The following is an 18,662-nucleotide window of genomic DNA, read 5'->3' as shown; positions in this document are numbered from 1 at the left end:
CTATTGCATAGCTGGATGCAGCCTGGGTATCGCAATGATTGGGTTTTAGATGCGGTAGGCGGTGACGGTCATGACTTTGGCGACCAGGGTCATCGCGGCTTTGACCGGTTGCGGCAATTCAGCGGCGCCGGCCTCGGCCGCGTTCTCTGCGTGGCGCAGCTCGTCGTCGCGCATCGCCGCGACGATCGAGCGACTGCGCTGGTCTTGTTCAGGGAGCTGCTCCAGGTGCCGGTCGAGGTGCGAGCAGACCTGGTATTCGGTTTCCTTGACGAAGCCGAGGCTCCACTTGTCACCCGCTGCACCCGCGAGTGCGCCGATCGTGAATGAACCCCAGTACCAGACCCCGTCGAGCAGGCTACGACGCTCACCGAGTTCCGACAGGCGTCGCTGGCACCAGTTGAGATGTTCGTTTTCTTCCTCGGCAGCCTGTTTCATCGCTTTACTGAGCGCCTGTTTGCGGGCGCTGAATGCCTGGCCACGATAAAGCCCCTGGGCGGCAACTTCCCCGGCATTATTAACCCGCATCAAGCCGGCAACATGCGCCTTTTCCCCGGGGGATAGCTCAGCTTGCTCCGCATCATCGGCTGGATAAACACGTTTGGCCGCGCCGGGCTGCAGGTGACTGGTGCTCAGGCCGTGTTGCAGTTCGTCCAGCAGGCGATCGGTAAAGCTTAAATTGCGCATGTCGAGTCCAGGATACCGAGTTAAAGATCGGTCGAAAGAGCACATATTATCAGCGAAATCAGGATATTAATCCAAGACGCCAAATATCCCATGAAATCAACGGTGTTACATCTTGTCAAGCGGGGTTTAATTGGTTAGTATTCGCGCCCTTTGTGAAAGAAGACAACGGCGTAACGGCAACTTATCAGGATTGAATATGAAAACCTTCAGCGCAAAACCCGATTCGGTAAAACGCGATTGGTACGTAATCGATGCCAGCGACAAGGTATTGGGTCGGCTGTCGACTGAAATCGCGCGTCGTTTGCGTGGCAAACATAAGCCAGAATACACACCTCATGTCGATACCGGCGATTATATTATCGTCATCAATGCGGAAAAGGTACGGGTTACCGGCAACAAGGAAACCGACAAGATGTACCACCATCACACCGGCTATATCGGCAGTTTGAAATCGACTAACCTGGCGAAGTTACGCAAGGAGCACCCGGAAAGAATCATCCAGCATTCGGTCAAGGGCATGTTACCCAAGAACGCCCTGGGCCGGGCAATGTACAAGAAGCTGAAGGTATACGCGGGTGACGTGCATCATCATGCCGCGCAGCAACCCCAGCCTCTCGAAATATAACAGGTCAAATTATGGCAGTAGAACAATACTACGGTACCGGTCGTCGCAAGAGTTCATCGGCACGGGTTTACCTGAAGTCAGGTAAAGGCGCGATCACGATTAATAACAGAACCATCGACGAGTACTTTGGCCGCGAAACCTCGCGCATGGTGGTACGTCAGCCGTTGCAAAGTGTTGATTTGGTGGATAAATTCGATATCAACGTCAATGTATCGGGTGGCGGCCCCAGTGGCCAGGCTGGCGCGATTCGCCTCGGAATTACACGTGCATTGCTGCAATATGACGAAACTTTTCGCGAAACGCTGCGCAAGGAAGGTTTTGTGACGCGTGATGCACGCGAAGTCGAACGCAAGAAGGTTGGTTTGCGTAAAGCCCGCCGCGGCGTTCAGTTTTCCAAGCGTTAAACAACAGACCGCATACCGAAAAGCCCGCGTATGCGGGCTTTTTTATATCTGTATGGATCTGATCCCGTCCTCGGATCCGAGAATGAGGACGTCGGCCGGACGATGCGCGAACAGACCGACGCAAACCACACCGGTGATCTGGTTGATCCGGATTTCCATGTCGATAGGGTCGCTGATCTGCAGTCCATGGACATCGAGAATCTGGTTGCCATTATCGGTGATAAATCCCTCCCGCAATCGTGGCTCGCCGCCAAGTGCCTGCAGCGCTCCGGAGACCAGTCCGCGTGCCATTGGGATGACTTCCACCGGCAGCGGAAACGCGCCCAACCTGTCTACCAGCTTACTGTCGTCGGCGATGCAGACAAACACCGCGCTGGCTGCTGCAACAATTTTCTCACGCGTCAAGGCCCCTCCACCGCCCTTGATCAGGTGCAGCTGATGATTGGACTCATCGGCACCGTCGACATAAAGGTCGAGCCCGCCGACCTCGTTTAAATCGACAACCGCGATTCCATGATCTCGCAAACGCTCGCTGGAAGCATCGGAACTGGAAACCGCGGCGGCGATCTTGCCGCTCATTTTTTCGGCCAGCAAGTCGATAAAATAATTAACAGTCGAGCCAGTACCGACGCCGATCGTCGAACCGGGCTTGACGTAATCGATCGCGGCCTCTGCGGCATTACGTTTTTTATCATCGGGCGTCATGGATTTACCTGTTGCTTCGCGCGCAATCAATTATGATAATCACTTCCAGTCCACGCAAGTCATTGCGCGGTTTAGACAATAAATAGCAGATATAAACAATAAACGGGCTATGCGAAAGGAAAAATTTCTAGAAAAAGTGCTGACCGCGAGGGTATACGACGTTGCCCGCGAAACGCCGCTGGATTTTATGCCGCGAATTTCGAAGCGCTACGACAGCCAGGTATTTATCAAGCGCGAAGATTTGCAGCCCGTGTTCTCATTCAAATGTCGTGGTGCCTTCAACAAGATTTACCAGGAACTGCAGGCAAACCCCGGATTAAAGGGCGTTATTACCGCGTCGGCCGGTAACCATGCGCAGGGTGTGGCTTTAGCCGCCAGGAAGCTTCATCTGAAGGCAACCATCGTGATGCCCACCACGACCCCTGATATCAAGGTTACCGCGGTCAGGTCCTACGGCGCAAAAGCGGTGCTCTACGGTGAGAATTTTGATGCTGCCAAGGATTACTCGTTAAAACTCGCGAAGAAGGAACGACTGGCGTTTATTCATCCGTTCGATGATTTTGACGTCATGGCAGGTCAGGGCACCATCGCGCATGAAATTATCCGCCAGCATCCCGACAAGATAGATGCAATTTTCGTTGCGGTCGGTGGGGGCGGCCTGATTGGAGGGATTGCCGGATTCATCAAGGCAGTAAAGCCGGAAACCCGAATAATTGGCGTGGAACCCGACGATGCCGCCTGTTTTTACGAAGCGCGCAAAGCGGGCCGGCGCGTCAGTTTGAAGGAAGTCGGGATTTTCGCCGACGGTGTCGCGGTGAAGCAGGTCGGCAAGAACAACTGGTCAATAATCAGGGACCTGGTTGATGACGTGATCCTGGTTTCGACGGACCAGATTTGCGCGGCGATCAAGGACACTTACGAGGACACGCGCGCAATTTGTGAACCTGCGGGTGCATTATCGCTCGCCGGACTCAAAAAATACGTCGAAATCCACGGCATCAAGCAGCAAACGCTGGTAGCGATTAACTGCGGTGCGAACATGAACTTCGATCGCCTGCGACACGTGTCGGAACGCGCCGAACTCGGTGAAGATAGAGAGGCCTTGCTTGCGGTTGAAATCCCGGAACGTCCGGGCAGTTTCAAGAGGCTATGTCAGTTAATCGGTCATCGCTCGATTACCGAGTTCAACTACCGCTACGCGGACGACAAGACGGCGCGGGTTTTTGCAGGGATCCAGCTTACCCACGGAATTGCAGAGAAGAACAAGCTTATTGAAAAACTGGCTGCGAAGGGTTACAAGGTTGTCGACATGACCGGTAACGAGGTCGCCAAGCTGCATACCCGCTACATGATCGGTGGGCATCCTGGCAGCAGTGTCACCTCCGAACTGCTCTACCGTTTCCAGTTTCCGGAAAAACCGGGCGCCTTATTAGATTTTTTAATGAAAGTGGGTAATCGTTGGAATATCAGCCTGTTTCACTATCGCAATCACGGTTCAAATTTTGGCCGTATCCTGATGGGATTTCAGGTCGGTAAGGATGACAAACGGGCCTTTAATGCGTTTTTGAAGAGCCTCAAGATACCCTACTGGAACGAAACCGAAAACGAAGCTTACCAGTTATTTCTGAAGTAGAGGCTGGCGTTGAGGGTGTCCGGGAGCGGAGCCCTGGCAGTCAAAAAACCGGGAAAGTGAGCGCTGGTATAAGGATACCAACCACGGTGTCGTCGCAAATCTATCAACCTTGAACCGAAGGTTCAGGTGGGGATATTGGTAACCCATTAGGCTTCCTGACTCGTCAGGCATGCACATCAGTGTTACACGGAAGTCCCCGAGATTGATAAATAGGCTCAAGGATTATGATGGATGCTAACGATCACCGTAGTCAGTATCGAGATAACTATGGCTCTATTTCAGCGAAAAGTACAATTTAAAATACTAATAGGAACTAAATCTCTAATTGCCGCGCCTGTTCAAGCACGCGGGAGATCTTGTTTTCCAGGTCTTTCAGACGGGGTGGCAGGTCCTGGCCCAGTTCCTTGTCTACATTGCTGGTCCTTAGCAGGTCGTTAGCCATGTTTAACGCGGTGATGACCGCGATTCGTTCGGAGCCCATGATATTACCGCTGTCACGGATTTCGCGCATTTTATTATCGAGAAACTTGGCGGACTCAAGCAGTGCCGATTGTTCGCCCGGTGGGCAGGCGACCTTGTAATCCTTGTCCAGGATGGAAATGTTTATCGGTTGCACGTCTGTCATGAGCCTAGCTCGAGCGATCGCAGGCGGGAAATCATCGCCTCGACCCGGCTGCGGGCCATCTCGGTTTTTTCGATCAACTGAGAGCGTTCGGTCGCCAGCTTGTCTTTTTGCTGTCGCAAGCTGGTATTTTCGTTCTTCAGTAGTCCGACGGTATCGATAAGCTCGTCGATACGCTGTTCGAGCTGGCGCAGGTCATCTTCGGTATACTTGTCTTTATCTGAGTCCATAGTGCAATCATCGGGCCTTATGTGGCGCAGGTCAACATGCAGATGTTTTTGCAGCTGATTTCGGATGCTAGAATACAAAAATTATACGAATCTGTAGGTTTTCTACAATGCTCGATTTCGATCTGGTGCAATCCGCGCTGGAACGCCTGGGCGCAACGACTGATGCGGCTGAATCACACGGTACCCTCTGCGCCCTGTTGATTGACAATGCACCCTGTGCGACCTGGCTTGGGCATACACTGGATGACCTGCCCGAGCGAGGGAATGTATTGGCAACCGAGCAGCTTGGCCTGCTCGAGCAACTTTACGAGCAAACCTGGGCCCAGTTAAACGACCAGGAATTACACTTTGAGCTGCTGTTGCCGGATGACGCAGACGATTTCAGTCTACGCCTGCTGGGTCTGTCGGCATGGTGTCAGGGCTTTCTTTACGGAATTGGTGTCTTCAAGTCCGGTGTCGAAGGTACGCTCGACGACGAATCGCGCGAGTGTTTGTCAGATTTACTTGAAATTAGTAAGCTCAGCCACGAAGAAGAGACCAGCGAAGAGGCCGAGCTTCAGTATACCGAAATTGTCGAGCATGTGCGCATCGCGACATTGATGTTGAACGAGTCGCTAAATCCGCTCAAGTCTTCGACAACTATGCATTAACTTAATCATTGTCATCCCCACGCAAGCGGGGAAGACAGGCGGACTTAATTTACGAGCACCTGATGAAACCAACCGAGTTTAAACGCCGTCGCAGCCAGCTCATGAAGATGATGGGTAAGAATACGATCGCGATTCTATCTTCAGCTTCTGAAATCATCCGCAATCGCGATGCCCATTTTCCGTTCCGGCAGGATAGCGATTTCCTTTACCTGACCGGGTTTAATGAACCCGATGCGGTGATGGTCCTGATGCCGGGCCGCAAGCATGGTGAGTACATCCTGTTTTGTCGAGAAAAGGACCCGGAACAGGAAACCTGGAACGGACGCCGCGCGGGCCAGGAAGGCGCTATCGAATTCCATGGCGCTGATGATTCGTTTCCGATCGACGATATCGATGATATTCTGCCGGGCCTGCTCGAGGGAACCGACAGCATCTATAACGTCATGGGTCGTTACCCCGATTTCGACAAGCGCCTGATCGGCTGGGTAAACCACATCAAGGAGCAGTCGCGCGCGGGACTGCATGTGCCTTCCGAGTTTGTCTCTCTCGATTACATACTGCACGACATGCGGCTCTACAAGAGTCGTGAAGAATTGCGTTTGCTGCGCAAGGCGGCTGCAATCAACGTACGTGCACACAAGCGCGCGATGAAGCTGTGTGCGCCGGGCAAGTACGAATATCATGTTGCGGCCGAGTTTGATCACGAGTATCGCAGCAATAACGCCAATCATGCCTATTCGGCGATTGTCGGTGGCGGGGCCAATGGCTGTATCCTGCACTACACCGATAATTCAGACGAGTTAAACGATGGTGATTTGTTGTTGATCGACGCAGGCTGCGAAGTGGAAGGTTATGCATCCGATATCACCCGCACGTTTCCGGTTAACGGAAAATATACCCGGACCCAGCGCGAGGTTTACGATATTGTGCTTGCCGCCCACCAGGCGGCGGTCAGGAAAGTTAAACCGGGTAATCACTGGAACGATCCACATAACGCCGCGGTGCGCGTTATTACGCGAGGACTGGTTGAGCTGAAGCTGCTCAAGGGCAACGTCAACAAGCTCATCAAGGAACGGGCCTACCGGAAATTCTACATGCACCGCACCGGTCACTGGCTTGGGCTCGATGTCCACGATGTCGGTGACTACAAGGTCGGGGATCAATGGCGACTGCTGGAACCGGGCATGGTCATGACGATAGAACCAGGCATTTACATCCCGGCACGCAGTAAAGGCGTGCATCGTAAATGGTGGGATATCGGAATTCGAATCGAGGACGACGTGCTGGTCACGCGTCAGGGATATGAAATCCTGACCGATGCCTTGCCGCGTAAGCCGGTCGAGATCGAAGCCCTGATGGCAAGCTGAATGCGTGATATCGCGATAATCGGTGGTGGCCTGGTCGGTCTGTGTGCTGCACTGGTGCTACAACATCCGGGACGGCGCGTATCCATCATCGAAGCGGGTAACCTCGAACAATCGCGGGCTGACGGATTGAATGCACGTTCGATCGCACTCGCTGCCAGCAGCGTGCAGGTTTTCAGGGCGCTCGGCATCTGGTCGCAAATCGAAGCACAGGCAGCCCCGATCCGGCATATTCATGTGTCGTCACTCGGTCGCTGGGGTGTCACCAGGCTACGGGCTGAAGACTATCAGCTCGACGCTCTGGGGTATGTCATTGAAAACCAGGCGCTCGGCCGTTGCCTGCTCGACGCGATTAAAGATCAGGATAATATAAAACTCGAACAAAACGCCGAGTTCGAATCGATCGGCCAGGGCGCCGAGGTGACCATCGGCTATCGTAAAAATAAACGTAAACAGGTGCTGAAGGCCAGGCTTGCGCTGATTGCTGACGGTGCGCATTCGCCCGCCCGCTCGGCGCTCGGCATCGGGCATGAAAGCCACGATTACGGGCAGGCTGCCGTGATCTGCAACGTCGAGTTCGGAAAACCGAAAATGGACACAGCCTATGAGCGTTTCACACCACAGGGACCACTGGCAATGCTGCCGCTGGGTGGCAAGCGTTACGCCTGCGTATGGACGCTTGCGCTGGACCGGGCGAGCGTGGTTTGTAATCATGATGACACTGAATTCAGCGCAGTCCTGCAGGACCGTTTCGGATTTCGACTGGGATTGATCGAGCGTGTCGGCGAACGCTTCTCGATCCCGATTCAGCGCACCCGCGCCGAGGCGTTGAATGCAGGTCGTTGCCTGTTAATCGGCAATGCTGCGAATGCCTTGCACCCGGTTGCAGGGCAAAGTTTTAACCTGTCGTTACGAGATATCGCATGCCTCCACGAGTTGCTTTATGACCGGCCCCTGGCAGATCTTGACAACGAACTCAGTCAACTGGTAACTGACTATGGAATGCTGCGGGCCGACGAGCACCGTCGAATCATCCGTTACGGCGATGGCCTGGTCACAATGTTTTCGAACGAGTTACCACTGCTGGATGTAGTGCGCGCTGCGGGTCTCGGCCTGCTGGATCTGGTACCACCGCTGAAAACCCAGGCCGCATTAACCGGTATGGGCATGACCTTCGGTGGCAATCGCCTGCTGCGAGGGCACTTGTGAGTTCCGGCTCTTACGATATTGTTATCGTCGGCGCCGGAATGGTCGGTGCCTGCGCGGCGCTTGCATTGGCAGGTAGAGGATACCGGGTTGCGATTGTCGAGGCAGCGCGGCCGATTGAAAGCCATGAGGTAACCGATGATCAATATGATTTGCGCGTGTCCGCGATTAGTCCGCGTTCACGCGGCATCCTGGAACAGCTAGGAATCTGGCAGCAGCTCGATGACAAGCGGATTTGCTACTACGAGCAAATGTATATCTGGCACCAGCACGGCGAGGCCAGTGTTGCTTTTGATGCAGTCGACCTGGCGCGTGACAATCTCGGCGCAATCGTTGAAAATCGGCAGCTTCAACACACGTTCTACCGAGCCTGCGAGCGTGAGACCCGGATCGAATGGTTCATGCCGGACAGCGTTGAGGCGGTGCTTGAGAATGATGCACAGGGCGTTGAGCTGCGCCTGGGCTCCGGGCGTTGCCTCACGGCCGGCTTGTTGCTGGCCGCCGACGGTCGCAACTCGCCGACGCGCAACCTCGCCGGTATCATCGCGCGGTCCGGACAATACCGGCAAACCGCATTTGTCGCCAACGTCGATACGGAATATTCGCATCGCTTTACCGCCTGGCAGCGTTTCCTGAGTACCGGCCCGTTGGCGTTTTTGCCGCTGGCGAACGGTCAGTGCGCGGTGGTCTGGTCCTGCGACGATGATCTTGCCAGCCAGCTCCTGGCCTTCAATGATGATGAATTTTGTGATGCACTGGGCGAGGCATTCGAGTTCAAGCTTGGTCGGGTGAAAGCCAGCAGCTCCCGCCTGAGTTTTCCGCTTGGCTGGCATCACTGCGAGCACTGGCTGAAAGGCCGGGTACTGCTGATCGGTGACGCCGCTCATAGTGTGCATCCGCTCGCCGGCCAGGGGGTAAACCTCGGTTTCAGCGATGTCGAGACCCTGACGCAGTTGATCGGCGAGCGTAGCGAAAACATTCCACAAAAAAAACTGCGTCGTTACGAACGTCAGCGTAAAAGCGAAACCTGGCTCGCGGGTACCAGCTTCGGTGCGCTTAAATGGGTTTACGGACTGGACCAGAAAGGGCTTACTGCCGTTCGTGACCTGGGCATGCGCATTGTCGATGAAACGCCATGGTTCAAGCGCGCGATTATGGAAAAAGCGATTCAGAACATCACCTGAGCAGGCCGGTGGTGTAGATAACGCTTTAATTAGAACCGGACAGGCTCTATTCTCTATGCCCAACGCTTGACGTGGCGACCGATCTGGGAGGTAATTCATCGATGGGAAATAAAACACCACTTTACCAGTGCCACCTCGATGCTGGCGCTAAAATCGTCGATTTTGCGGGCTGGGACATGCCCATCAATTACGGTTCACAAATCTCGGAACATGAAGCAGTGCGTCACGATGCCGGGATGTTCGATGTCTCGCATATGACCGTCGTCGATATCAGCGGGGCAGATGCCAAAGCCTACTTGCTACATCTGCTCGCGAATGATGTTGCCAGGCTAACGCTGACGGGCAAGGCGCTCTACAGCTGTATGCTTAACGAACAGGGCGGTGTGATCGATGACCTGATTGTTTATTACCTGCGGGACAATTTTTACCGCGTGGTGATTAATTCGGCCACGCGCGAAAAAGACCTCGCCTGGCTCGAGTTGCAGGGGCAATCCTATACCGATCTCAACATAAAATTCCGCGAAGATGTGGCGATGCTGGCGGTTCAGGGACCCAGCGCGAGAGATAAGGCCACGCAACTGTTTGCTGAATATCAGCAGACGCCGCTGCAGCAATTGGCGCGTTTCCAGGGCGTGGAATTCGACGACTGTTTCGTCGCACGTACCGGCTATACCGGGGAAGACGGCTTCGAAATCCTGATGTTGAGTGAACAGATTGCCGATCTCTGGAATCGCCTGCTGGAGGCCGGCATTGCACCTTGCGGGCTTGGCGCACGCGATACCCTGCGTCTCGAGGCGGGTATGAATTTATACGGAACCGACATGGATGAAAATACCAGCCCGCTGGTGTCTGGGTTGAGCTGGACCGTGGCGATGTCCGAGCCGCGCGATTTTATCGGCAGGCAGGCGCTCGAGGCGGAACTGTCGGCGGGAGTTCAGCAAAGCTTCGTCGGTCTGTTACTATTGGACAAGGGCGTTTTGCGTAATCATTTAAAGGTGTTGACCGCGCAAGGTGAGGGCGAGATTACTTCGGGTAGTTATTCGCCCACGTTGCAGCAATCCATCGCAATGGCGAGGGTGCCTGTCGGCGCAAGCGGGCAGGTGGAAGTCGAAGTTCGCAACCGGTTACTGAAAGCTGAGATTGTTAAACTTCCCTTTGTGCGCGAGGGGAAATCAATGTTAACTAATGGGGGGTAATTATAAATGAGTGAAGTACCAGTTGAATTGAAGTTTTTATCTTCGCATGAATGGGTGCTGGTGGAAGACAATGTCGCGACTATAGGCGTGTCAGATCATGCCCAGGAGCTGTTGGGCGATCTTGTCTATGTTGAATTACCCGAGCAGGGCAGCTCGATCGCGGCGGGCGACTCGGTCGGCGTCATCGAATCGGTCAAGGCTGCCTCCGACATATATGCGCCGATATCCGGAGAAGTCATCGAAGTTAACGATGTGCTTGAGGGGGCACCGGAGAAAATCAATAACGATCCTTACGGGGACGGCTGGATGTACAAGGTAGCAATGGAAGACCCGGAAGAAGTCGAATCTTTACTCGATGCAGAAGCCTACACGGATGTCATAGCTGAAGAAGAATAGCCGTCAGGATTTTGCCATGAACATTGCTGCGCGATATCCTCTGTGCCGGCATCAAATCCTCTGGTTTAGGCGACCACATGGCCGATAGCGGTAACAAGGGACTCACGCGAATTATAAAAGCGACAGGTTACTCGTGGCAGGGGATGTGTGCCGCGTATCGTCACGAGGCAGCGTTTCGCCAGGAAATCTGGCTCTGTATCGTTATGATTCCGCTCGGGCTTTTTCTCGGTGATAGCGGTATTGAGAAGGCGTTGCTGGTATCAAGCGTATTGCTGCTGCCGTTGGTTGAAATCCTTAATTCCGCGGTCGAAGCAGTTGTCGATCGTTTCGGTGACGAGCAGCATGAACTCTCTGGACGCGCCAAGGATATGGGCTCCGCCGCGGTGGCGCTGGCAATAATTTTAATGGCTGTCGTCTGGTTGCTGGTTTTATTTGTCTAGTGAATGCAGCAATGTGTCAAGCTCATGCAGGGGTTGACGACAAACAAAGCCTTCACAAATCCAAGCACTAACCGCACGGTCGCTGGTTTTTTGTGTGATCTCCGCGGGTAAATCCTGCGCATCGTTCGGAATGAAATATGCGGATTGATCGGGTTTCAATCGCGGTAATATCTCGTCACGCCACTGTGCCAACGGCGTGGGCTCACCGCGCAGGATAATCTGGAAGGGTGGACTGTTAAGCGCCTCGAGTAACGCGATAAAACCGGCAGCGTGGAAAGGCGTCTGGTTCACATTGTCAGCCACTGATTGCAATGCTCTTTCCGCGCTTTGGGTATAGGCCTGTCGCCCGATTAGCAGGCCCAGTCGATGCAGGGCAAGTGCGGCGACAGCGTTACCACTGGGCATCGCCTCGTCCTGCCAGGACTTGGGACGCTGGATGAGTTTTTCATGATCGGCTGCGGTAAAGAAAAAGCCCCCGTGGTCAGGATCGGCGAATCGATCGAGCAGTTGATCGGCAAGCTTAACCGCGAAAGCCAGATCTTCGTCGTTCCACTGGTACTGCAGGCAGTCAAGGATCGCCTGTAGCAGATGGGCGTAATCATCAAGATAGGCGGGTAATTGTTTACCGGCGGTTATGCTGAGCGCAAGTAAGCGGTCTTCCCGCCAGCAATCATTCTTCAGCGCCTGCAGGCAGCGCTGCGCGATGTCGAAATAGTCCTGGCGCATGAAAATCCGAGCTGCGCTAGCGAGCCCGCGTATCACCAATGCGTTCCAACCGGTCAATATCTTGTCATCGAGTCCGGGGCGGATGCGGGTTGCGCGTTGCGCGAGCAAGAGCTGTCGTGCCCGCTCCTGTTGGGATCGGAATTCCTTTGCTTCGAGTCTGAACTCGTCGAGCAACTCCGGTTCGCCGAAGTAGGCGTGCAGATGCCATTTGCCTTCGAAATTTGCGGCCTGGTCGAGCCCGTACTGATGAGCGAATACCGGGTAGAATTGGCTGTCTATTAACTGCTGTGCCTGTTCGGGCGTCCACAGGTAGAATTTGCCTTCGACGCCTTCGGAATCAGCGTCCAGAGCAGCATAAAATGCGCCCGAGTCGGTAACCATTTCGCGCTCAAGCCAGTTCACGATGCCGTCGACGGCATCTGCAAACAGGTGATCCCCGGTTAATCGCCAGGCTTTCGCAAATACCTCCAATAGCTGACCGTTGTCATACAGCATCTTTTCGAAATGCGGGATCATCCATTTATCATCTACCGAGTAACGAAAGAAGCCACCCCCGACGTGATCCCGGATTCCACCGCGCGCGATTTGCTGCAGGCTGAAGTCGATTGCGCCGTAGACAGGATCAGCAGATGATTTTTGAAACGCCCGACCCAGTGCCTGCAGCAAAATGGCGGGCTGGGGAAATTTCGGTGCCTGACCAAAACCGCCAAACTGGGGATCATGGACCTTGATCAGCTGGGTATCGAAAGTATCCAGCGCGCTGATCTTTGCGTCGTGCAGGTTCTGGTTTTCACGCATTTCGATATCAATCAGGGCCTGCTGGATCGCTTCACCCTGTTGCCTGATCTTGTCGGGCTCCTGCTGATATATAGCTGCTATGCGCTCAAGTAAATCGCTAAACGCAATCATGCCGTATTTCGGTTGGCTCGGGAAATAGGTGCCACCGAAGAATGGCACGCAATCCTGCGGTGATAAAAACATGGTTAGTGGCCAGCCGCCGGGGCGCTGTGCGATTAAATGATGCGCGGTCTGATAGATTCGGTCGATATCCGGTCGCTCCTCCCGATCTATCTTGATGTTGATGAAATGCTGGTTCATCAGCGCTGCCGTGGCCTCGTCTTCGAACGATTCGTGCGCCATGACATGACACCAGTGACAGGCCGAGTAACCGATCGACAGCAGTATGGGTTTATTCTGTTCGCGGGCCAGGTCCAGGGCCTGCTGCGACCAGGGCAACCAATTCACCGGATTATCTGCATGTTGGCGCAAGTAGGGACTTGATTCGCCAGCGAGGGCATTCGACATGTTTGTGCCATCCGTATTGTTTCCGTGCGATAATAACACCCTGATCAGGCATACTCATGAGTTTGAATCAGAAATTTCCGCAATGATTGCTTTTCCGTCGATCGATCCCGTCGCGATTTCCCTGGGCCCCGTCAAGATTCACTGGTACGGGCTCATGTACCTGCTCGCATTTGGCAGCGCCTGGTGGCTCGGCAAGTATCGAGCCCGCCAGGATAATTCGTTGGTCAAGCCTGACCAAATCGATGACCTGATATTCTATGGCGCGCTGGGAGCAGTGTTGGGCGGGCGCATAGGTTCGGTAATTTTCTACAACTTCGACAGTTTCATACAAAACCCGCTGTATCTATTCAAGATCTGGGAAGGCGGCATGTCTTTTCATGGGGGGTTTCTCGGCGTGCTGGTTGCGATGGAGATATACCGACGTAAGTTGGGATGCCGGTTCTGGGAGTTAACCGACTTTATTGCACCGCTGGTGCCGCTGGGACTCGCAGCCGGCCGGTTTGGAAATTTTATCAATGCCGAACTCTGGGGTGCACCCGGCAATGTACCCTGGGCGATGAAACTGTCCTGCGAGCAATTTCCGCCCGACCGCTATGTCGATTTCGCAGGACCCTTATGTTTCAGTGCGCGCCATCCCACGCAGCTTTATGAGATGTTGCTCGAAGGAATCCTGTTGTTTGCGGCACTGTGGCTATTGTCGATAAGACCGCGCCCGGTGATGGTGATTTCAGGTTATTTCCTTTTGTTATATGGCCTTGCTCGCACCAGCGTTGAATTCATTCGCTTGCCGGATGCTCACATCGGTTACCTGTTTAATACCGACTGGCTCACCAGGGGCATTGTATTATCGATTCCAATGATTATAGTTGGCTTAATTCTGCTGACACTCGCAAAAAGGCAAGGCAACCATGCGTCAATATCTTGAACTGATGCAGCACGTGCTCGAAAACGGTAGCGATAAAACGGATCGCACCGGCACCGGTACCCGCTCGGTATTTGGTTACCAGATGCGCTTCGACCTGGGCCAGGGATTCCCGCTGATTACCACCAAGAAGCTTCACCTGCACTCGATCATCCATGAATTATTATGGTTTTTGCAGGGTGATACGAATATTCGCTATCTCGCGCAGAACAAGGTTCGGATCTGGGACGAATGGGCCGATGAAAATGGCGACCTGGGCCCGGTTTACGGCGCGCAATGGCGTTCCTGGAGGTCTGCGGATGGTCGTGCAATCGATCAGATTCAACAGCTGGTCGACAATATTAAAACGAGTCCGGACTCGCGCCGTCTGATTGTCAGTGCCTGGAACGTGGGGGAAATCGAGAATATGGCGTTGCCGCCCTGCCATGCCTTTTTCCAGTTTTATGTTGCCGACGGGCGCCTCTCCTGCCAGCTCTACCAGCGCAGCGCCGATGTTTTTCTGGGGGTACCGTTCAATATTGCGTCCTATGCGCTATTGTTAATGATGGTAGCTCAGGTAACCGATCTGGAAGTGGGAGATTTTGTGCATACGCTCGGCGATGCGCACCTTTATACCAACCACTTCGCACAGGCAGGCTTGCAGCTTCAGCGCAAGCCCTTCGCTTTGCCCCGGATGAAGCTGAACCCAGAAGTGAAGGACCTGTTTGCGTTTCGTTTCGAGGATTTCGAACTTGAGAACTACCAGTGCCACGAGCATATAAAAGCAGCTGTCGCGGTATAAACCAGCGGCATATGATAAACGGGATACCAGATTAGATGAACCAGCCAGATACACACAAAATCAAGGTTGACGTAAAAACCCAGTATATCGAGGATCAGTCGAATCCTGAGCAGAACCACTATGTTTTTGCCTACACGATTACGATACAGAACGAGGGTCAGCAAGCCGCCCAACTTCTAACCCGTCACTGGGTCATAACCGATTCCAATCAGAAGGTACAGGAGGTACGGGGCGATGGCGTAGTTGGTGAGCAACCCTTGCTGAAGCCCGGTGAGCAATTTGTCTACACCTCGGGGACCATGCTGGAAACCGCGGTTGGCACCATGAGAGGCAGCTACCAGATGCTGGCCGATGATGGCTCGCATTTCGATGCCCCCATCGACGAGTTTGTGCTGTCCACTCCCCGGGTATTGCATTAATTAGCCGGTGGCTATATACGCGATAGGTGATGTACAGGGCTGCTATAGCGAGCTCTGCCGACTTCTCGAGAAAATCGATTTCGATGAGTCCAAGGATACGCTCTGGTTTTGTGGCGATCTCGTGAATCGCGGTCCGGAATCATTGCAGACCTTGCGTTTCGTAAAATCCCTGGGCGACAGCGCACTCACCGTACTTGGCAATCACGACTTGCATTTGCTCGCGCTACATCACGGAACCAGGAAAGTTCGTGTCTCGAGGGATTTGCAAAAGATACTCAACAGCCCCGATCGGGATGAACTGCTCGACTGGTTACAGTCGCAACCTTTACTGCACTATGACAAAAAGCATGAGACCGTGGTGGTGCATGCCGGGATTCATCCTGCCTGGGGGCTCAGCAAGGCCAGGAAACTCGCCCGGGAGGTCGAGACGACGCTGCGTGGTGACCAGGCAGCCTGGTTTTTCAGAAAGATGTACGGCAACAAGCCGGTTGAGTGGTCGGAAGATCTCGAGGGTGGCAAGCGTTTGCGCTTTATTACGAATGTTTTTACGCGCATGCGATATTTCAACCATTTGCAGCAGCTCGACTTTACCGTCAACCGTAGTCTGCGTCGATATCTCCGCTCTGGACTGACGCCCTGGTTTCAAATGAAAGCCACGCTCCGGGACGATGTACGGGTTTTGTTCGGACACTGGTCAACGCTCCCGGTGGGATGTTATGGGCGCTATTTTGCGCTGGACGGGGGCTGTGTCTGGGGCGGGCACCTGGTGGCACTGCGGGTCGACGATCATGCCGAAGACTGGTTTTTCGTAGATTCATACATTAAAAGGCCGATAAAATTGGCAAAAAGTAGTTAATTGTCGCTAAAATCGTCGAAATAGGCCCTTTTTGGCGCATCTATACAGTGGCTTCGAAAGTGTTTGGCCGAAAAATCGCAAATTCAATCCCGGGTAATTAGTCACCCCCCTTTAATCCGGCTCTAACCCAGCCCTGGCGACGTAAACGTAATAATTACGGTTTTCATGGCGTTAATTAGTTCACTTTTTAGATACCAGTTAACGTTTTAAAGCGACGTTTGTCGGTATCTTTAATCGGTTTTGCCTAATTTTACCTATACTTGACCTTGTAACCATGGGCATAAACCGTCGCGATATCCTGGAGATGCTGAGACGTGAGAACGAGTTACTAAAGGCTCGTATTCAGAAGCTCGATACACGCATCGTCAAGCACCAGCAAGCGTTTCGCGCACTTGATCGCATGGATGAAACAATGCGTGCAATGCGGTCAGGTTTTGACCTCAGGAGGTTGATCAATGACTTGCTTGTACTTGCATTACATGCCTGTGATTCGGAAAACGGCTCGCTTATTCTGGTTGACGACGAGACCAATGAACTGGTGTTCGCGGAAGTCATTGGCGATGCCAGGCCGCAGTTGCTCAATCTTCGTATCAGCATCGAAACCGGTGTTGCTGGTTACGTGGTAAGGACGCACGAGGCAATGCTGGTGACCGACGTACACGGTTCATCGAAATGGTCTGCGGAAATCGACCAGGTCATCGGTTTTAATACCAACGCGCTCATGTGTGCGCCATTGTATAGCAGCGAGAAAACTTACGGGGCTATCGAGGTAGTCAACAACATGTCCAGTGACCAGTTTGACGAAAACGATCTTGCAATTTTACGGGTTACCGCCCGTTTTGTAAGCCAGGCGCTGCAACAGGCTGAAGATTTTACTTTGATGGAGGGTGACGAATCTTGAACAGGCATATTCTATACACCCTGTTGTTGACACTGTTACCGTATGCATTTTTTCAACCGGTGGTAAATGCGGCTGGCATAGAACTGGTTCCATCGTCCCGGGTAATTCTGAAGATCTCGGACGAAATGACGATCGACGATATCATTCGTCGAATATATCCCAATGAAAAGGATTTATGGCCACAGATCAAGGCCAGGCTGATTGAAACAAATCCCAACTCGTTCGTGCAGTATTCCGAGCGGTTGATTCCCGGCATGCGGTTGAAGCTGGTGGACATCAAACGAATCGCAGAGCAGGAGGAGCTTGAACCCAAAATCAAGGTTGGCTATGTCGCACAACTGGATGGGCAGGCAACCGCCAGGGATATCAATGGCAAGGTTAAGCAACTTGAAACCAACACCCAGATTTTCGAAGGTGACCGTCTCGAAACAGCGATGGATTCCAGCCTTCAGCTGTTAATGGACGACGGTGCCGAGGTACACCTGAAGGCGGACTCGGTACTGAAAATCAGCAAGTACACGATTACGGCCGGTTACGGCAAGGACAGCAGCAGCATTATGGATTTGATCCGTGGCGGTCTGCGCAAGATAACCGGCGCTATCGGTGCCAGTGCGTCTGCCAATTACCAGGTCCAGACGGGTTTTGCGACGATTGGCATACGCGGCACCGATTACGTAGTCAAGCTATGTAAACAGGATGACTGCACCCGGACCGCCAGTCGCAATGACACGGACGCAAAGTTGCACGCGGTGGTAATCGACGGGGCGATTACGCTGACTGGCGATGACGAGACCCGGGTCTTGATGGCGACGGGAGAGTATGCAACGTCAACGACGGAGAGCCTGGTGCTAGAGGAGAAAGCGCCGCTACCCGTTGGTCTGCTGGACAGCGGTGAGGCACAGATCTACAATCAAAAGATCCTGCAACAAGAGTCACAGGAAGATCAGTCATCAAGCTCTACCTGGATTTGGGTGATGGGCCTGCTATTGCTGGCCGTGGGACTATAGCCGGGCATGACCCCGGGTAAAATGGCTATCGCCTGGCTGACTTGCCGCCGGCGATAACTTCTGGGCGGAATTACGAGGTTTAAGAGTCGTCGTAATGCGCGGCAAAGGCGCCCGCAATTTCCAGCAAACTTTGAACCGTATATTGACGATTACCCAGCACGATCGGCTGATGCGCCTGCACATAGCCCTCGTGAAAAGGTACCAGCCTGTTATTTTTTATCAGATAAGTGCCATTCGTCGAATCGAGGTCGCGAAGATACACCTCACCATTCGTGATCCTTATTTCAGCGTGTTGTTTGCTAACGGTAGGGTCATTGATGTAAATATGGCCCTCTCTACCGATAATATAACTTCGGCTTTCGATCAGGCTTAAATCCTGTATCGGATCCTTATCCATTTAGGTTGT

22 protein-coding genes and 1 other RNA gene are annotated in these 18,662 nt (G+C 53.4%); 16 read left to right on the top strand and 7 right to left on the bottom strand.

Annotation, left to right across the window (positions count from 1 at the left end; genetic code table 11):
- Window positions 1-45: 45 nt before the first annotated feature.
- Window positions 46-684 carry a 2-polyprenyl-3-methyl-6-methoxy-1,4-benzoquinone monooxygenase gene (gene coq7 / locus OES20_04235; protein MDH3633894.1) on the bottom strand — a complete coding sequence of 213 codons (639 nt, stop codon included), beginning with the start codon at window positions 682-684 and terminating at the stop codon, window positions 46-48.
- 196 nt (window positions 685-880) lie between these two features.
- Between coq7 and rplM the strand changes: the two genes are divergently transcribed.
- Window positions 881-1,309 (top strand): 50S ribosomal protein L13, encoded by a 429-nt coding sequence (gene rplM / locus OES20_04230; GenBank protein ID MDH3633893.1) that lies wholly within the window; start codon window positions 881-883, stop codon window positions 1,307-1,309.
- Window positions 1,310-1,320: 11 nt separating this feature from the next.
- Window positions 1,321-1,713 (top strand): 30S ribosomal protein S9, encoded by a 393-nt coding sequence (rpsI, locus tag OES20_04225; GenBank protein ID MDH3633892.1) that lies wholly within the window; start codon window positions 1,321-1,323, stop codon window positions 1,711-1,713.
- Between the two features lie 42 nt (window positions 1,714-1,755).
- Here the strand turns inward: rpsI and rpiA are convergent, their stop codons facing one another.
- The gene (gene rpiA, locus OES20_04220) at window positions 1,756-2,418 is read right to left on the bottom strand and encodes a ribose-5-phosphate isomerase RpiA (GenBank protein ID MDH3633891.1); all 663 of its coding nucleotides are present in this window, start codon (window positions 2,416-2,418) and stop codon (window positions 1,756-1,758) included.
- Window positions 2,419-2,527: 109 nt separating this feature from the next.
- Here rpiA and ilvA point away from each other — a divergent pair, with 109 nt between their 5' ends.
- Window positions 2,528-4,051: a threonine ammonia-lyase, biosynthetic gene (gene ilvA, locus OES20_04215; protein ID MDH3633890.1), complete on the top strand. Its 1,524-nt coding sequence runs from the start codon at window positions 2,528-2,530 to the stop codon at window positions 4,049-4,051.
- A gap of 74 nt (window positions 4,052-4,125) precedes the next feature.
- Here the strand turns inward: ilvA and ssrS are convergent.
- The 3 genes from ssrS to OES20_04200 all read right to left on the bottom strand — a co-directional run bounded on the left by ssrS (window position 4,126) and on the right by OES20_04200 (window position 4,903).
- Window positions 4,126-4,307, bottom strand: a non-coding RNA gene (gene ssrS / locus OES20_04210) — 6S RNA.
- Window positions 4,308-4,364: 57 nt separating this feature from the next.
- Entirely contained in the window at window positions 4,365-4,676 is a 312-nt protein-coding gene (locus OES20_04205) for a cell division protein ZapA (protein ID MDH3633889.1), read from the bottom strand.
- A complete protein-coding gene (locus OES20_04200) occupies window positions 4,673-4,903 on the bottom strand; it encodes a TIGR02449 family protein (protein MDH3633888.1) in 231 nt (76 codons plus the stop codon). The genes OES20_04205 and OES20_04200 overlap by 4 nt, the downstream gene beginning before the upstream one ends.
- Window positions 4,904-5,010: 107 nt before the next feature.
- On the opposite strand from OES20_04200, the gene OES20_04195 reads away from it, so the two are divergent.
- From OES20_04195 to OES20_04165, 7 genes are all read left to right on the top strand, one after another.
- On the top strand, window positions 5,011-5,553 hold the full coding sequence (locus OES20_04195) for a YecA family protein (GenBank protein MDH3633887.1): 543 nt from the start codon (window positions 5,011-5,013) through the stop codon (window positions 5,551-5,553).
- 62 nt (window positions 5,554-5,615) lie between these two features.
- The gene (pepP, locus tag OES20_04190) at window positions 5,616-6,920 is read left to right on the top strand and encodes a Xaa-Pro aminopeptidase (GenBank protein MDH3633886.1); all 1,305 of its coding nucleotides are present in this window, start codon (window positions 5,616-5,618) and stop codon (window positions 6,918-6,920) included.
- Window positions 6,921-8,126, top strand: coding sequence for an FAD-dependent oxidoreductase (locus OES20_04185; protein MDH3633885.1), 1,206 nt, complete (start codon window positions 6,921-6,923; stop codon window positions 8,124-8,126).
- Entirely contained in the window at window positions 8,123-9,307 is a 1,185-nt protein-coding gene (locus OES20_04180; protein MDH3633884.1) for an FAD-dependent oxidoreductase, read from the top strand. Before OES20_04185 ends, OES20_04180 begins: the two co-directional genes overlap by 4 nt.
- Window positions 9,308-9,408: 101 nt before the next feature.
- Complete coding sequence (gene gcvT / locus OES20_04175) at window positions 9,409-10,503, top strand: glycine cleavage system aminomethyltransferase GcvT (GenBank protein ID MDH3633883.1); 1,095 nt, start codon at window positions 9,409-9,411, stop codon at window positions 10,501-10,503.
- 6 nt (window positions 10,504-10,509) lie between these two features.
- A complete protein-coding gene (gene gcvH / locus OES20_04170) occupies window positions 10,510-10,899 on the top strand; it encodes a glycine cleavage system protein GcvH (GenBank protein MDH3633882.1) in 390 nt (129 codons plus the stop codon).
- Between the two features lie 77 nt (window positions 10,900-10,976).
- Window positions 10,977-11,339, top strand: coding sequence for a diacylglycerol kinase (locus OES20_04165; protein ID MDH3633881.1), 363 nt, complete (start codon window positions 10,977-10,979; stop codon window positions 11,337-11,339).
- Here the strand turns inward: OES20_04165 and OES20_04160 are convergent.
- Window positions 11,328-13,370 (bottom strand): thioredoxin domain-containing protein, encoded by a 2,043-nt coding sequence (locus OES20_04160; protein MDH3633880.1) that lies wholly within the window; start codon window positions 13,368-13,370, stop codon window positions 11,328-11,330. The genes OES20_04165 and OES20_04160 overlap by 12 nt on opposite strands.
- Before the next feature lie 82 nt (window positions 13,371-13,452).
- Between OES20_04160 and lgt the strand changes: the two genes are divergently transcribed.
- The 6 genes from lgt (at window position 13,453) to OES20_04130 (ending at window position 18,256) form a co-directional block, all read left to right on the top strand.
- Entirely contained in the window at window positions 13,453-14,295 is an 843-nt protein-coding gene (lgt, locus tag OES20_04155; protein ID MDH3633879.1) for a prolipoprotein diacylglyceryl transferase, read from the top strand.
- A complete protein-coding gene (locus OES20_04150) occupies window positions 14,279-15,073 on the top strand; it encodes a thymidylate synthase (GenBank protein ID MDH3633878.1) in 795 nt (264 codons plus the stop codon). Before lgt ends, OES20_04150 begins: the two co-directional genes overlap by 17 nt.
- Window positions 15,074-15,108: 35 nt before the next feature.
- Window positions 15,109-15,492 (top strand): Co2+/Mg2+ efflux protein ApaG, encoded by a 384-nt coding sequence (gene apaG / locus OES20_04145; protein MDH3633877.1) that lies wholly within the window; start codon window positions 15,109-15,111, stop codon window positions 15,490-15,492.
- A gap of 7 nt (window positions 15,493-15,499) precedes the next feature.
- Entirely contained in the window at window positions 15,500-16,348 is an 849-nt protein-coding gene (locus tag OES20_04140; protein ID MDH3633876.1) for a symmetrical bis(5'-nucleosyl)-tetraphosphatase, read from the top strand.
- A gap of 274 nt (window positions 16,349-16,622) precedes the next feature.
- Window positions 16,623-17,249 (top strand): GAF domain-containing protein, encoded by a 627-nt coding sequence (locus OES20_04135; GenBank protein ID MDH3633875.1) that lies wholly within the window; start codon window positions 16,623-16,625, stop codon window positions 17,247-17,249.
- A complete protein-coding gene (locus OES20_04130) occupies window positions 17,246-18,256 on the top strand; it encodes a FecR domain-containing protein (protein ID MDH3633874.1) in 1,011 nt (336 codons plus the stop codon). Before OES20_04135 ends, OES20_04130 begins: the two co-directional genes overlap by 4 nt.
- A 79-nt stretch (window positions 18,257-18,335) precedes the next feature.
- Here OES20_04130 and OES20_04125 read toward each other — a convergent pair whose 3' ends face one another.
- Window positions 18,336-18,653, bottom strand: a complete 318-nt coding sequence (locus OES20_04125) for an FHA domain-containing protein (GenBank protein ID MDH3633873.1) — start codon at window positions 18,651-18,653, stop codon at window positions 18,336-18,338.
- Window positions 18,654-18,662 lie beyond the last annotated feature (9 nt).

Source organism: Gammaproteobacteria bacterium (assembly GCA_029862005.1).
Classification (GTDB): domain Bacteria; phylum Pseudomonadota; class Gammaproteobacteria.
The sequence above is the reverse complement of the archived record's forward strand: the minus strand, read 5'-3'. Positions and strand labels throughout refer to the sequence as shown.